Raw genomic sequence first — 14,583 nt, 5'->3', positions numbered from 1 at the left:
ACGACACCTCCAGCACCTTGCGGGACACCCGCACCCGGTCGGTGTCGCAAAGCAGGGCATCCAACCATCCTCGCTTCACGACACCTCCAAGCGGAACATGTCCTCGTTCGTCTCTCGCCGCAACAACAGCCTGTGATTCCCGTTACGGACCGCGACCACGGCGGGCTTCGGCTGCCTGTTGTAGTTACTCGCCATCGAATAGCAGTACGCTCCCGTCGCCGCCACGGCGAGCAGATCCCCCGGAGCCAGAGTCTCCGGCAACCAGCAGTCGCGGACGACGATGTCACCGGACTCACAGTGCTTTCCCACCACCCGGGACAGCACTGCGTTCACCTCACCCGGTTGACCGTCGTCACTGGACCGGGAGACGAGCCGACAGTCGTAGGCGGCGTCGTACAAAGCGGTGCGGATGTTGTCACTCATCCCTCCGTCCACACTCACGTACCGTCGTGAGGTCCCCTCACCGAGCGTCACGTCCTTGATGGTGCCCACCTCGTACAACGTCACCGTGCCCGGGCCTGCGATGGCCCGCCCCGGCTCACCCGCGATCCGAGGCACCGGAAGGTCGGCGAACGCGCATTCCTTGCGCACGATCTCCCTGATCTGGGTGATCATCTGAGCCGGCGGGGGCGGGTTGTCGCGGTCGGTGTACGAGATGCCGAAACCACCGCCCAAATCGACGACGGACAGCTGCTCGAGCAGTTCGGGACCGTGCTCCTTGCGCAGCTCCGCCAGCAAACCGATCACCCGCCGCGCGGCCACCTCGAAACCGTCGGTGTCGAAGATCTGCGAACCGATGTGGCTGTGCAGACCCACCAGCTTCAAAGAGGAACTGTTCAACACCCGACGCACCGCTTCGGCGGCATCCCCGGACGCCAAGGAGAACCCGAACTTCTGGTCCTCGTGCGCTGTTGCGATGAACTCGTGCGTGTGCGCCTCGACACCCACCGTCACACGGACCAGCACCTGCTGCACGACACCGTGCCGTTCCGCGATCTCGGCCAGGCGCGCGATCTCGTAGTACGAGTCGAGCACCACCAGACCGACACCCGCCTCGACGGCCTCCTCCAACTCGGCCGGCGACTTGTTGTTGCCGTGGAACGTGATCCGCTCGGGCGGGAACTGCGCACGCTGAGCGATGGCCAGTTCGCCGCCGCTGCACACGTCGAGGCTGAGCCCCTTCTCCGCCACCCAGCGGGCGACCTCCGTGCACAGGAACGCCTTGGCGGCATAGTGCACCAGCGCCGGGTCCTCGAACGCCTCGGCGTACTCGGCGCAACGCGCCTTGAAGTCCACTTCGTCGATCACGAACAACGGTGTCCCGTACGTTCGCGCGAGCTCCCGCACATCCACCCCCGCTATCCGGACGACACCATCGGGCGCGCGGTAGGTGTTACGTGGCCAGACCTTCGGGTAGAGCCGATCCAGCTCCTCCGAAGTGGACGGCGGAAAGCCTGCCTGATCTGCGTGCGGGTAAACCTCCGCATGACGAGGCCCCGCGGGGTGTGCGCACATTGCTACGTTCCTTTACGGCGAATCCGCGGCGTCAGCGCGCCGCCGGGGCTTTACAGTTGGCCACCTTCTCGACGTTACGCCGCCGAGCCGCCGAGTGTCCCGCCGCTACATCCGCTCCGGTGCGGACACCCCGAGCAGGGACAACCCGTTGGCGAGCACCTGACGGGTCGCCTCGCACAGGGCGAGCCGGGCGTACGTGAGCGGGGTCGGCTCCTCGTCACCCTGCGGCAGGACACGCGCGACGTCGTAGAACTTGTGGTAGGCCGACGCGAGCGATTCCAGGTAGCGGGCGACACGGTGCGGTTCACGCAACTCGGCCGCCGTCTTCAACACCGCGGGAAACTCTCCGATCGTACGGATCAGATCGCCCTCCCGCGGGTGGGTCAACAGGCTGACGTCCGCGTCGGAACGCAGCTCGAGGTTCAGCTCGGCCGCGTTGCGCTGCAGGGACGCCAACCTGGCGTGGGCATACTGCACATAGAACACCGGGTTCTCGTTGGTGTGCTTGCGCAGCAGGTCGAGGTCGATGTCCAGGGAGGCGTCCACCGAGTAGCGGCTCAACTCGTACCGCGCCGCGTCGACGCCGACGGCCTCGACGAGGTCCTCCATCGTGACCACGGTGCCCGCGCGCTTGCTCATCCGCACCGGCTTGCCGCCGCTGACGAGGTTGACCATCTGGCCGATCAGCACCTCGACGGCGTCGGGACTGTGTCCCAGCGCCGCGGCCGCGGCCTTGAGCCTTGCGATGTAGCCGTGGTGGTCGGCCCCCAACATGTAGATGCACAGGTCGAAACCACGGTTGATCTTGTCTCGCAGGTAGGCGATGTCGCCGGCGATGTAGGCGGGAGCGCCGTCGGACTTGATCACGACGCGGTCCTTGTCGTCGCCGTGCTCGGTGGAGCGCAGCCACCAGGCGTCGTCGGCGAAGTAGAGGCTGCCGTCGTCCTTGAGTTCCTGCACCACGGAGTCGACCGCACCGGAACTGTGCAGCGAATCCTCGTGGAAGAACACGTCGAAGTCGGTGCCGAACTCGTGGAGGCTCTTCTTGATCTGGGAGAACATGAGCCCGACTCCGACACGACGGAACGTCTCCCGGCATTCGTCCTCGGGCAGCGACAGCGCGTCCGGTTCCTCACGCAGTACCTGCGCGGCGATGTCGTCGACGTAGGCACCCGCGTAGCCGTTCTCGGGCACGGGTTCCTTCCGGGCGGCGGCGATGAGCGAGCTCACGAACCGGTCGATCTGGGCGCCCGCGTCGTTGAAGTAGTACTCGCGGGTCACCTCGGCCCCCTGGGCCGTGAGCAGCCTGCCGAGCGCGTCGCCGACCGCGGCCCAGCGCGTGCCGCCGAGGTGGATCGGGCCGGTGGGGTTAGCCGAGACGAACTCCAGGTTGATCCTCTGTCCGGCCAGGGAGTCACCGCGTCCGTAGTCCGCGCCCGCGTCGAGCACCTGGCGCACGATCTCGCCCTGGGCGTCGGCGGCCAGGCGCAGGTTCAAAAAGCCCGGCCCCGCGACTTCGGCGGACTCGATCCCTGAAGTGGAGGAGATCACATCGGCCAGTGCCTCCGCGAACTCACGCGGCTGCAGTCCTGCCTTTTTCGCCACCTGAAGAGCGAGATTGGTCGCGTAGTCGCCGTGCTCGGGGTTGCGGGGTCGCTCCACCGTCACCTGTTCGGGCAGGATGCTGAGATCGAGCCCACGGTCGGTGAAGATCTGGACGGCGGACGAGCGAACAAGGTCGGCAAGAGCGGCGGGAGTCACGAGCCGAGTGTAATTCCGGCGGCGCCCATGGTTGACACCGGTGGCCGGTAATATCACTACACTTCAGACCGGGTAACCGTCGCCGGAGGAAACGACAGGAGCCATGGCCAACGGAAAGCAGAAGAAGGGCGCTCCCAAGAAGAGCGCCGTCGCGGCCGCCCGAGGATCAGTGGTGGTCAAAAAGCAGGTTCCGTGGGGCACCATCGCCGCGGTCATAGGCATCGTCCTGTTGGCCGCCGGTGTGTTCGGCTACTACTACGTGGCCTCCAGTGATCAGCGCGCGCAGCGGGAGAGGGAGGAGGCCGCGGCGAGCTTCGCTCCGAGCGAGGACAACCCCGACCCCTCCACCGACATCGAGGGCGTCGTCACCGAGGAGTACGCCGCCGGCGCCCACGTGCTGCCTCACGAGCGCGTCGCCTACGACAAGACACCGCCGTTCGGCGGTCCGCACGACGGCAACTGGGCGGCCTGCAACGGCATCGTCTACCCGGAGCCCGTGCGCACCGAGAACATGGTGCACACGCTCGAACACGGGGCGGTGTGGATCGCCTACAACCCCGACCAGGTCCAGGGCGAGGACTTGGACCAGCTCAAGCTCCGGGTCGACGGTGAGCCGTTCATGGTGATGTCGCCCTACCCGGGCCTCGACCCCCCCGTTTCGCTGCAGGCGTGGGGCCGCCAGCTGAAGGTGGACAGCGTCACGGACGAGCGCATCGACCAGTTCATCGCCGCGCTGCGCCGCAACCCGAACACCTACCCGGAGATCGGGGCGTCGTGTGACGCGCTCGGGCCCGGCCTGTTCGACCCCGACAACCCTCCGCCGTTCAACCCCGAACCGCCGGGGCCGGACGCCAAGCCGATGGATTACCAGGGCAGCGCGGGCGCCCGGGAGGGCAACACGGGCAGCGTGGGCGGACAACCGGCTCCCGCCACGCCGCCGGCGGAAGAGTGAGTGGTGACCGAGTAAGTGATGGCGCACGACAATCCCGCCGACGCGGGTGACACCGAGCGCACCGCGTCCCCGGACGACGGCACCGACACCGGGACTGACACGGCGACCGCGGAACAGTCGGCCACCGGGCAACCCACGTGGTCCCGTGCGGTCATCTTCGGCGCCGCCGCTCTGGCGGCCATGCTGATCGGCGCCACGATCGGCATGGCTATCGGCCAGAACCGGTCCGGTGACGCGCCGTCGGAGGCTCCCCAGGCGAGTGCCATCGACATCGGTTTCGCCCAGGACATGGCGCGCCACCACCTGCAGGCCGTCACCATGGCCGACTGGGCACGTGAGCACAGCGACGATCCGGAGATCGTGCAGCTCGCGTTCGACATGGCCAGCGTGCAGCTGGAGCAAGTGGGTCGGATGAAGGGTTGGCTCATGTTGTGGGGCCAGCCCGAGGAGCCCCTCGGCGAACTGATGACGTGGATGTCGGGACTGGGCGGGCACGACCACGGCTCCGGTGGCGGCAATGTCGGCACGGCGAACCTCGGGGACGCTCCGATGCCCGGGATGGCCACCACCGAGGAACTCGCCAAGCTGCGTTCCCTGTCGGGCGAAGAGCTCGACGTGTATTTCCTGCAGCTCATGCTGCGCCACCACGAGGGTGGCGTCGACATGGCCCAATACGCCTACGACTACGCGTCGCTCCAGCCGGTGAGGACGTTGGCGAGGAGCATGTTGGTGTCCCAGGGCGTCGAGATGGACATCATGCGCGACATGCTGGCCGAGCGGGGCGCGGAGCCGTTGCCGTTCCCCTAAAAAGGGGGCGGACTACCAGGTGAGTTGCGCGCAGCGACGTGCCGATTCCCTCGGCTCCACCTGGAACGTGGCGTGTTCGATGGCGTAGCGCGAGGACAGAAGCTGTTGCGCCGAGGCGAGCACGTGCGCCATGTCGGCGTCCGCGCCGACGGTCAGGTGCGCCGACGCCACCTCCATGCCCGAGGTCAGCGTCCAGACGTGCAGGTCGTGCACGTCTTCGACGCCGGACAACGCATGCAGGTCGTTGTGGAGCGCCTCGACGTCGATGCCGTGCGGCGCGTGCTGGAAGAGGATGCGCAGCGCGCGGCGGGCGAGCACCACGGTGCGGGGCAGCACGAACAGGCCGATGGCGACACCGACGATGGGGTCGGCGTAGCGCCAGCCGGTGGTCAGGGTCACCACACCGCTGATGAGCACGCCGACGGAGCCGATGAGGTCGGACAGGACCTCCAGGTAGGCGCCGCGCACGTTGAGGCTTTCCTGAGCGCCCCGGCGCAGCAGCAGGAAGGCGATGAGGTTCGCGACCAGGCCGATTGAAGCGACCACCAGTACCGGCAGGCCGGGCACTTCCGGCGGGTCGGTGATGCGGGTGACGGCCTCGTAGACGACGTAGCCGGCGACGCCGAACAGCAGGACCGCGTTGGCGAGTGCGGCCAGGACCTCGGCCCGGTACATGCCGAAGGTGCGGGTGAACGTCGGCCCGCTACGCCGAGCGAGTTGCACGGCGACGAGTGCCATGCCGATACCGAGCACGTCGGTGAACATGTGCGCCGCGTCGGAGATCAGCGCAAGCGACGAGGTGGCGAACCCGACCACGAACTCGGCCACCATGACCGTGGCGCCGATGACGAGTGCCGCGACCAGAGCAGTGACGTATCGACCGGAGGCACTGATCGCCCGCGGCGAGTGCCCGTGCCCGTGGCCGTGTCCCATCGCTCGCCTCCTTCAACCGCCTGCGAGCCGAACATATAGCGATATGCGCATGCTTGCAATAAAAGTGAGGCAAGCCTAACTTATTACACCCTCACCCGGACCTTCGCGCACCTCGTCGACCCCATCGAGCTCCGATCCCACGGAAAGCGTGACCCACTGATCCACCACCCGAGAGGCGTGCGCTAAGCTTCATTCGTCGCACACGCGATGGGCCCTCGTAGCTCAGTGGATAGAGCACTGCCCTCCGGAGGCAGGTGTCGCAGGTTCGAATCCTGCCGAGGGCGCGTTTTCAGCGCACGGACCGTGCTCCCGTCAGCGAGGATGCGGTCGATACGGCTCCCTGCGTGAGGCCGTCCGCGAGTGTCCGTTCAGTATTCGACGCCCGACGCGTCGGGTATCGGACCTGATCCTCAAAGGTTTTTCATGACCGACACCGCGAGCACCACGACCGCGAGACCCGAGCGAGAATCGCCGCCCCCACGAGCGAACCTGTTGATCGCCGTACTGGTGGTCTCGGCGTTCGTCATGATCCTCAACGAGACGATCCTGAGCGTCGCACTACGGGCACTCACCGTCGACCTCGGCGTCTCCACGACGACGGCGCAATGGCTCACCAGCGGCTTCCTGCTGACCATGGCCGTGGTCATCCCGACCACCGGATTCCTGCTCGAACGATTCACGCCACGCCAGGTCTTCCTTGTCTCGCTGACGCTGTTCAGTCTGGGAACGTTGATCAGCGCTCTGGCCCCCGGCTTCGGCGTCCTGCTGGTCGGGCGCGTCGTGCAGGCCTGCGGTACCGCGGTGATGGTGCCGCTGCTGATGACGTCGATCATGCGTTTGGTGCCGGAGGAACGGCGGGGCGCGACGATGGGCACGATCGCCATCGTCATCGCCGTCGCTCCCGCGCTCGGACCGACGATCGGCGGGGCCGTGCTGTCCGCGCTGGGCTGGCGCTGGATGTTCTGGATCGTCCTCCCCCTGTCGGTGCTCGCACTGGGCATCGGGGCGATGTGGCTGCGCCTGGACAGCCGGACCAGGCCGGTGCCGCTCGACCTGCTCTCGGTGTTGTTGTCCGCACTCGGTTTCGGTGGCGTGCTCTACGGACTGTCCGGTGTCGGCGAGTCCGGTGGGCGACAGCCGCTGCCCCCGTGGTTGGCGATCGTGGTCGGGATCGTGGCGCTGGCCGTGTTTACGTACCGCCAGACCCGTCTGCAACGCCACGACCGAGCCCTGCTGGACCTCCGTCCGTTCACCCACCGCACCTTCGTGGTCGCCCTGGTCCTGGCCGCGCTGGTGTTCATGTGCCTGCTGGGAGTCGCGTCGATCCTGCTGCCGCTCTACCTGCAGGCCGTGTTGGGAACCAGCACATTCGTCAGCGGCCTCGCGGTGTTGCCCGGCGGTCTGCTCCTCGGACTGCTCGGCCGACCGGTCGGCGCGCTGTTCGACCGGTTCGGGGCCCGTCCCCTGGTCCTCCCGGGCGCTTTAGTCACGGCGGTGTCGCTGTGGCTGTTCACCACACTCGGGCCCGGCTCGTCGCTAGCCACGGTGATCGTCATCCATGTCGTGCTCATGGCCGGACTCGCGCTGATGATGACGCCGCTGATGACCGAGGCGCTCGGGGTGTTGCCCGACCATCTGTACTCCCACGGCAGCGCCATCCTCGCCACGCTGCAACAGGTCGCGGGCGCACTCGGCACGGCCGTCTTCGTCACGGTCGCCGCGCTCGCCAGCGCCGAGGGCTCCGTCGGCCCCGACGCCGACGGCCTGCACGCCGCGTTCGTCGTCGCCGGGTGCATCGGAGTGCTGGCCTTCATCACGTCACTGTTCGTGCGCCGCCGCCCCGGCCCGGCCGCGGAAACCGCCGCGGTGGCCTCCGACACGGCAGAAAAGGCCTGAGCCCCGAACAGGGCCCGCGCACCCAGACACGGTTGCCGACAATCCGCAGGCCGACCTCCTTCCGCAGCAGCGATCATGAGCTGCTCGTGCGTACCGAAGTAATGGCGGACGGAACCGATGTTGACACCGGGCTCGGCGGCGACCTTCCGCAGCGACGCCTCGGCCAGACCACCGCATGCGACCAGGCGGAACACGGCGTCGAGAACACGTTTCCTCGACGAGTTGGAGACCCTCACCCGCGTCAATTATCACAGGTGTGATAGCGGTGGCGAACCAAAAAATGTGGTCGCCGACCGCAGTATCGGTCGGCGACCACGCCTGTTCTCAGTGCTATCGGTTTTTCAGACCTGGAAGGTCAGCAGTTCGGTGCGCTCCAGAACTGGCCCGACTTGTTACCCACGTGCACGTGGTCGTTGTGCCCCGGGTAGCCCGGCCCGAGGAGTTCCTCGAAGCCCGCCGTCTTCCCGCTGTTCCACATCTGGCACTGGCTCGGCGAGCTGCTCAGCCCGAGGTCGGCCGCCTGTCCGTACATGTGGAGACTGGTGGCGGAACCCCCCACCGAGGAGTTGCACGAAACGCTGCGGAAGCCCGAGGTCACCACCAGCGGACGGTCACCGAGCTTGTGACGCATCGCTTCGAGCTGCCACATGACGCGGCGGATGTTCTCCTTCGCCTGCGTCGCGGACACCTTGCCACCGTTGAAGTTGTTGGCGCCGCAGTTGTCGTTGAACTCCGAGTAGTCGAAGTGGACAGGAGTGCAGTCCGCGTCCTGCAACTCGTAGATCTTGCTGAACGTGGCCGGACCGGCAACACCGTCAGCCGCAAGGCCGTATCCACTTTGGAATCGCTTCACAGCCGACGCAGTCGCGGCGCCGTACACGCCGTCGATGACGAGGTTCTCGCCCGACGACACCCAGCCGGCCACACGGATCTGCAGCTCCCGAACGTCTTCACCGGTGGAGCCATTGCTGAGTGTGCGGTTCCAGGTGTAACAGGCATCGGCCGACGCGGTAACGGGTGTCGCCATCGCCGTCACCGCCATTCCGCCGAATACCAACGCCAGAACCGCGACGAGGTATCCGATACGTCTACGCATTGCGCCTCCGCAAAAGGGTGAGTGCGGCGTGCAGGGTTCGTCGCACGCTCCGGCATCCTTAGCGTTGACGATCTTTCCGGTCAAGGACGAATGGTAAAAACTCCACCAAATAGACGAGAACTAACGTCGGGTTATCACCACCGAACGGCGGTCCTCCTGAACGCCGGTCGAACACCCCGCCTCGATGTCAGGCGCAGTCACGCGGTGTCGACCGCCACCGCTGCGTCAATCCCCCGGCATGGGACAGCACGAGGAAACAGCGCCCGCGGCTCCCGCTTCCAAGGCCACATGAGGGCGTTCCGATTCGAGACAGCCGAAATCCGGGCCGGGAATACCACCGCGACACGCGCCGACACTGGTATAGTTGACCTCTCAATCATTCAGGAGTGAGCTTGCGCGACTACGGACACGACCTACGCTTCGGCACGTTCCTCACCCCCGGCGCGGCGCAACCGGAACAGACCGTGCGCCTTGCACAGGTCAGCGAGCAGGCCGGACTGGACCTCGTCACGTTCCAGGACCACCCGTACCAACCCGCGTTCCTGGACACCTGGACACTTCTGTCGTTCGTCGCCGCCCGCACCCGACGAATCCTGCTCGCACCCAACGTCGCCAACCTGCCGCTCCGCCCTCCCGCCGTGTTGGCACGAGCCGCGGCCAGCCTCGACCTCCTCAGCGGCGGCCGGCTGGAGCTAGGGCTCGGTGCGGGCGCGTTCTGGGACGCCATCGAGGCCATGGGCACCCCCAGGCGCACACCCGCCCAATCCGTACGGGCGCTGGAGGAAGCGATACGCGTCATCCGCGAGCTGTGGGACACCTCCCAACGCCGCGGAGTCCGCATCGACGGCGAACAGTACAGAGTCGTCGGTGCCAAGCGCGGTCCCGCGCCCGCCCACCACATCCCCATCGTGCTCGGCGCATACAAGCCCCGAATGCTGCGACTGGTCGGAACGACCGCCGACGGCTGGCTACCCTCACTCGGCTACCTGCCCGGCCGGGAGGCGCTGGCCGAGCTGAACGACATCATCGACGACAGTGCCACCGCCGCCGGGCGCGACCCTTCCGAGATCCGACGGTGGCTCAACGTCGGTGTCGGCGAGCTCGACCCGTCGGCACTAGCCGAACTCGCGGTGGAATACGGCATCTCGACGTTCATCCTCGGCACCGACGATCCCGGCACCATCGCCCAGTTCGGGAAGGACGTGGCACCGGCGGTGCGGGAACTCGTCGAGACCAGCCGCTCGTCTCCCATCGCCGCCCCCCTCGGATCGTCTGACAACAAGACGAGCGCAGCGGAATCGGAACTCGGCGTGACTCCCACACCGGACGACGGCACCCGGCTCAGCCCTCGAATGCCCTGGGACGAGAGCACCCGCCCGACCGCACCGCCCGCCCCTGTCGGACTCCGCTACACGCCTCGGGGACGAGCCGTCAGCCGACACCTGGTCGACGTCCACGACCAGCTACGCGCCGAACTCCGCCAGATCCGCGACCTCATGGACCGAGTGAATCAGGGCACACTCGGCATCGACGCCGCCCGCTCGCAACTCAACCGGATGACCCTGCGCCAGAACAACTGGACCCTCGGCGCCTACTGCGAGGCGTACTGCCGCGTGGTCACCCAGCACCACACCCTCGAGGACGAAGGCATCTTCGCCCACCTCAGGTCCGTCGACAGCGGCCTTGCCCCGGTCCTCGACCGGCTCGAAGACGAACATCGTGTCATTCACGACGTACTCGAAGGCGTGGACCGCGCGCTCGCCCGGCTCGCCGCGAACCCCGACGACCACACCGAACTGAGCCGCGCCGTCGACCTGCTGACCGACACTCTACTGTCGCACTTCGCCTACGAGGAACGAGAGCTGCTGGAACCGCTGGCCCGGCACGGCATGTACGAAGGGCAGCTCTGACAGCGACATCCGCCGCGAGACGTTCGAGGCCCGGCCGACACTCGACCGGCCGGGCCTCGTTTCCTTCCGTGACGAAGTCCGTATCGAACGGGACGCCGTTGACGGCTCCCGATTCATCAGTAACCGCGGTAACCGCCACCCGAGGCCATCGAGGCGAGGCCGGGGTGCTCCGCGAAGCTGCCGTAACGGCTCAACGTGTACCGAACACCGGCGATGATGTTGGACACCGGGTCGTAGATGTCCTCGTAGCCCGGCAGCTTGTACGCATCGAAGGTCGAGTCGATCGTCTGCATCAGACCCTTCGAGGGAGTGCCGCGCTTGGCGTTGATGTCCCACAGGTTGATGGCCTGCGGGTCACCGCTCGACTCCCTCTCGATCACGGTCCGAATGCTCGGGATGTCCGCCTCGGACACCGGAACACCGTTGTCCTGCATCACGTCGATCGCCGTCCGGATCCAGGCGTCGACCTGGTCCACCGGCTCGACGGCGCCGGCGGGCTGAGCGCCACCGCCGCCGGCTTCGTTCTCGGCCGGTTCGGCGGGCTGCTCGGCGTCCCCCTCCGGCTCCGCGGCGGCGAGCTCCTCGTGCGCGGCGGGGTCGTCGCTCCTCGGGGCCGGAGCGCCACCGCCGGACGGCTTGTGGTTGCCGTCGTCCAACTCCCCGCCGTCCTTGCCGGCGGAGTCGTTCTGTTGTGCGACAACGGAGGACGACTGTGCCGACACGGTCCTCACGGCTTCCTCGTCCGTGCCCGCCATCACAGCCGGGCTCGCCACGCCACCGACGAACAGGGCGATCACACCCACCGAGGCATAGCTTCGGGCGGCGTTGCGCATGGACTTGCCGAATACCGACGAAGGCATGGGGATGTTTCGGGTCGGGGCCTGCAACGCGATCAGCTTCTTCACGCGCTCAAACATCTTGTGGTCTGCCACGTGCGTGGTCTCCTTCTCGCTGACTTACCGCCGGCCGTTCGGGGGCTCGACCGGCAGTGGCCGACACGTGACCTTTCGAGGGTGGTGGACCTTCTCGGGGGAAGAAGATCCGGTCAACGCGTAAGCCTGTGCGAGATTACGAAATGAAAACTCCCAAAATCACTAACGCGTGGCAAGGAACACAGATCAACTGTGTTTGAAAGATCCCGATCCGGTTTACCCGGGGCATTTTCACCCCCACGACCTGCGATAACACTGAATCATGACTTGCTTCACTCAAAGCGAGGATTCACTTCGGCCAACACCGCAGGATGTCCGTAGAAAAATATAGTTCGCGTGACGAAAAAACTGACTGACCGTGACCAATCACCACTTGTCCCGTGGGAAAAAATACAAATCCGAACCCAACAGGATGCGCACCGTCGCCACTTTTCTGACCAAATGCCACAGCAAGAATCGCCAAAGTTGCTCGGAGTGATCGAGCTCATAGCGTAGTGAGTTCGAGTACGTAGGCGAACCGAGCGGTCAGGAGCGCGAAAGGCCACGGGAGCGGGATGCCGTGCTTCTCGACGACCGGGCTCGACCGTCCGGAGTCAGGGCGCTACCGCGCGGGTCGACACCGAAGCTTCCTCCACCGCGGGTCACCCGCGGCGTTTCTCGATCCCGTACTGGTTCCGCACGACGGCCATGCACTCGTCCTCGACGTAGAGCAATCCGGCGCCCTCGGCGATCGAGCGGGCCTCGAGCGAGACGATGTCCTGCTGCAGCCACAACGCTCGCGCACCGACCCGCACGGCCTCCCGCGCGATCGAGGCCGCCTCGGCGGAAGGGCGGAACACGTTCACGACCTCGACCGTCTCCCCGGCCTCGACCGCCTCGGCCAGCCCTCGATACACGACCTCGCCGAGCAGAACACTGCCGGGCTCAGCGACCGGGTTGATCGGGATGACCCGGAAGCCCGCGTCACGCATCGCCGCGGGGACCGCGTGCGCGGCCTTGGCCGGATCCCTGCTGAGTCCGACGACAGCGATGGTGTCGAAGTCCCGGAGCACGCGTTCGGCCGTGTGCGTCATATGTCGTCCCTTCCACGAACGTTTCGGCGACCTTTCGCTGCCTACCACGCCAAGCTTGCTCGGCGATACCACCGCGACGGTGTGGTCAGCGGCGGACGCAGCTCCGCGTTGACCACGAGCACGTTCGGTTCATCCGACCGGCTAAACTCGCGCAGCAGTCGACGGAAAGCCCTGCCGAAACCGCCCACCCGATCGGCATAGACGCCGAACGACTTCGCCAACCCCACGAAGTCGGGCGTGGCGAGATCGACCCCGTGATGACCGAACCCCGAATGGGTCTGATCGTGACGCAACATGCCATAACCTCCGTCGTTCACGATCACCACGGTGACGGGAAGCCCCTCCTGGATGGCCGTCGCCAACTCGCCACACCCGGACAAAAACCCGCCGTCACCGGTCACACACACCGCGCGCACCGCCCCCGCCGCCGCGACTCCCAAAGACGCGGGAAAACCGAATCCGGCCATCCCCAAGCCCGCTGGAGAGACAAGCTGCCGAGGCCCCGAGACCCGGTAGAAACCGCCTATCCAGTAACCCGCGACACACATGTCCGACACCAACACCGAGCCCTCGGGCAAAGTCTCCTTGAGCGCTGACAGGAACTCGGCTGCGTGGGGCTCCTCCTTACGCACGCGCCTGCGTACCCGCACCTCGATGTCGTCGAGCCTGCGGGTCAGCTCGTCCAGCCCCGGCTTCGGCAGAATGCCCAGCGACAGCTCCTCCACCACCCGGCGGGCATCACCGAGCAACAGCAGATCCGGTGGGTAGTTCTTCGCCGCATCCTCGGCGTCCACGTTGATCGCGATCAACTCGGGCGGCTGGGGCATGCACCAGTTCTGCGTCATCACCCCGTCGAAGTCGGTGCCGATCGCGAGTACGACATCCGCCTCGTCCCACAGCACCCCCACCTCGGGAGCGTGCACCGGGTTGGACGCCAGACACGGATGGTCGGGTGGCACGATCCCACGCGCGGCGAACGTGGTGACGATCGGCGCGGCGAGCCGTTCGGCCAGGATGCCGATGGCCTCACCCGCATCCGAACGCAGCGCTCCCCCACCGACCCAGATCAGGGGGCGCCGTGCCGCCCCCAGCATCTCCCGCGCGCGTTCGACGTCCTCACCCGCCAACGGCGGGTACTGCTCCACCGGTCCCGCCGCGACACCGTCGAGCTCCGACGACTCCAGAACCGGCGCGCTGAGGAAATCCGCCGGAATGCCGACGTACACCGGTCCGCTCTGCGGCTGCAGCGCCGTTTCGGCAGCGCACCGCACGACGGAGGCGAGCTCGTCCGGGTGCGCCACGGTGAACGCGGCCTTCGTCAACGGTTCGAACAGCGCTCGCTGATCACCGACCTCGTGCAGCGACCCGCGGACCATGCCTGGCGTGCTCAACGTCGAGGGAACGTCGGTAGCGACCACCAGCATGGGGGAAGCCGAGCTCCACGCCTCACCGACCGCGCTGAGCGTGTTGACCGCGCCGGGCCCCGTCGTCACCAGCGCCACACCGAGCGTTCCCGTAACACGGGCGTACCCGTCCGCGGCGTGCGCGGCCGCCCGCTCGTGCCGTACCCCGATCATGCGGATGCCGCTGTCCGCGAGAGCGTCCCAGACGGGAAGCGCGTGCGTGCCGGGGAGGCCGAAAGCGACCTCGACATCGAGTTCGGTCAGGACTTTGACGAGACTGCGCGCACCGATGATCGACACGCGGC

The 14,583-nt window shown here is 66.8% G+C and carries 11 protein-coding genes, 1 tRNA gene and 1 pseudogene; 5 read left to right on the top strand and 8 right to left on the bottom strand.

What is annotated here, in order from left to right; all coding sequences use genetic code 11:
• Positions 1 to 75: 75 nt before the first annotated feature.
• A complete protein-coding gene (gene lysA, locus M7H19_RS11205) occupies positions 76 to 1,515 on the bottom strand; it encodes a diaminopimelate decarboxylase (protein ID WP_298180560.1) in 1,440 nt (479 codons plus the stop codon).
• 105 nt (positions 1,516 to 1,620) lie between these two features.
• Positions 1,621 to 3,276, bottom strand: a complete 1,656-nt coding sequence (gene argS, locus M7H19_RS11200) for an arginine--tRNA ligase (RefSeq protein ID WP_298180558.1) — start codon at positions 3,274 to 3,276, stop codon at positions 1,621 to 1,623.
• Positions 3,277 to 3,379: 103 nt separating this feature from the next.
• On the opposite strand from argS, the gene M7H19_RS11195 reads away from it, so the two are divergent.
• Together M7H19_RS11195 and M7H19_RS11190 are read left to right on the top strand one after the other, a co-directional pair.
• Positions 3,380 to 4,228: a DUF3105 domain-containing protein gene (locus tag M7H19_RS11195; protein ID WP_298180556.1), complete on the top strand. Its 849-nt coding sequence runs from the start codon at positions 3,380 to 3,382 to the stop codon at positions 4,226 to 4,228.
• A gap of 18 nt (positions 4,229 to 4,246) precedes the next feature.
• Positions 4,247 to 5,035, top strand: a complete 789-nt coding sequence (locus M7H19_RS11190; protein ID WP_298180554.1) for a DUF305 domain-containing protein — start codon at positions 4,247 to 4,249, stop codon at positions 5,033 to 5,035.
• A gap of 12 nt (positions 5,036 to 5,047) precedes the next feature.
• Here the strand turns inward: M7H19_RS11190 and M7H19_RS11185 are convergent, their stop codons facing one another.
• Positions 5,048 to 5,968, bottom strand: a complete 921-nt coding sequence (locus tag M7H19_RS11185) for a cation diffusion facilitator family transporter (protein WP_298180552.1) — start codon at positions 5,966 to 5,968, stop codon at positions 5,048 to 5,050.
• Positions 5,969 to 6,179: 211 nt separating this feature from the next.
• On the opposite strand from M7H19_RS11185, the gene M7H19_RS11180 reads away from it, so the two are divergent.
• Positions 6,180 to 6,252: transfer RNA gene (locus tag M7H19_RS11180), tRNA-Arg, on the top strand.
• Positions 6,253 to 6,391: 139 nt separating this feature from the next.
• Positions 6,392 to 7,864, top strand: a complete 1,473-nt coding sequence (locus M7H19_RS11175) for a DHA2 family efflux MFS transporter permease subunit (RefSeq protein WP_298180550.1) — start codon at positions 6,392 to 6,394, stop codon at positions 7,862 to 7,864.
• 80 nt (positions 7,865 to 7,944) lie between these two features.
• Here M7H19_RS11175 and M7H19_RS11170 read toward each other — a convergent pair.
• Positions 7,945 to 8,058, bottom strand: a pseudogene (locus tag M7H19_RS11170) (TetR family transcriptional regulator); the annotation flags it as partial.
• A 161-nt stretch (positions 8,059 to 8,219) separates the two neighbouring features.
• Complete coding sequence (locus tag M7H19_RS11165) at positions 8,220 to 8,960, bottom strand: M15 family metallopeptidase (RefSeq protein ID WP_298180547.1); 741 nt, start codon at positions 8,958 to 8,960, stop codon at positions 8,220 to 8,222.
• A gap of 386 nt (positions 8,961 to 9,346) precedes the next feature.
• On the opposite strand from M7H19_RS11165, the gene M7H19_RS11160 reads away from it, so the two are divergent.
• Positions 9,347 to 10,870, top strand: coding sequence for an LLM class flavin-dependent oxidoreductase (locus M7H19_RS11160; RefSeq protein WP_298180545.1), 1,524 nt, complete (start codon positions 9,347 to 9,349; stop codon positions 10,868 to 10,870).
• 116 nt (positions 10,871 to 10,986) lie between these two features.
• On the opposite strand, the gene M7H19_RS11155 is transcribed toward M7H19_RS11160, so the two are convergent.
• The 3 genes from M7H19_RS11155 to M7H19_RS11145 form a co-directional block, all read right to left on the bottom strand.
• Positions 10,987 to 11,802, bottom strand: coding sequence for a transglycosylase SLT domain-containing protein (locus tag M7H19_RS11155; protein ID WP_298180544.1), 816 nt, complete (start codon positions 11,800 to 11,802; stop codon positions 10,987 to 10,989).
• 641 nt (positions 11,803 to 12,443) lie between these two features.
• Positions 12,444 to 12,875: a CoA-binding protein gene (locus tag M7H19_RS11150; RefSeq protein WP_298180542.1), complete on the bottom strand. Its 432-nt coding sequence runs from the start codon at positions 12,873 to 12,875 to the stop codon at positions 12,444 to 12,446.
• 41 nt (positions 12,876 to 12,916) lie between these two features.
• Positions 12,917 to 14,578 (bottom strand): thiamine pyrophosphate-binding protein, encoded by a 1,662-nt coding sequence (locus M7H19_RS11145; protein WP_298180539.1) that lies wholly within the window; start codon positions 14,576 to 14,578, stop codon positions 12,917 to 12,919.
• Positions 14,579 to 14,583: the final 5 nt, after the last annotated feature.

It is taken from the genome of Saccharomonospora sp., from assembly GCF_027317685.1.
In the GTDB taxonomy this organism is placed as follows: domain Bacteria; phylum Actinomycetota; class Actinomycetes; order Mycobacteriales; family Pseudonocardiaceae; genus Saccharomonospora.
This window is presented reverse-complemented; position numbering and strand designations above follow the sequence as displayed.

What these genes read in the sequence shown, in the direction of transcription:
- lysA (WP_298180560.1), bottom strand. Translation starts at nt 1,515, where the DNA reads ATGTGCGCACACCCCGCGGGGCCTCGTCATGCGGAGGTTTACCCGCAC.
- M7H19_RS11195 (WP_298180556.1), top strand. Translation starts at nt 3,380, where the DNA reads ATGGCCAACGGAAAGCAGAAGAAGGGCGCTCCCAAGAAGAGCGCCGTC.
- M7H19_RS11190 (WP_298180554.1), top strand. Translation starts at nt 4,247, where the DNA reads ATGGCGCACGACAATCCCGCCGACGCGGGTGACACCGAGCGCACCGCG.
- M7H19_RS11185 (WP_298180552.1), bottom strand. Translation starts at nt 5,968, where the DNA reads ATGGGACACGGCCACGGGCACGGGCACTCGCCGCGGGCGATCAGTGCC.
- M7H19_RS11175 (WP_298180550.1), top strand. Translation starts at nt 6,392, where the DNA reads ATGACCGACACCGCGAGCACCACGACCGCGAGACCCGAGCGAGAATCG.
- M7H19_RS11165 (WP_298180547.1), bottom strand. Translation starts at nt 8,960, where the DNA reads ATGCGTAGACGTATCGGATACCTCGTCGCGGTTCTGGCGTTGGTATTC.
- M7H19_RS11150 (WP_298180542.1), bottom strand. Translation starts at nt 12,875, where the DNA reads ATGACGCACACGGCCGAACGCGTGCTCCGGGACTTCGACACCATCGCT.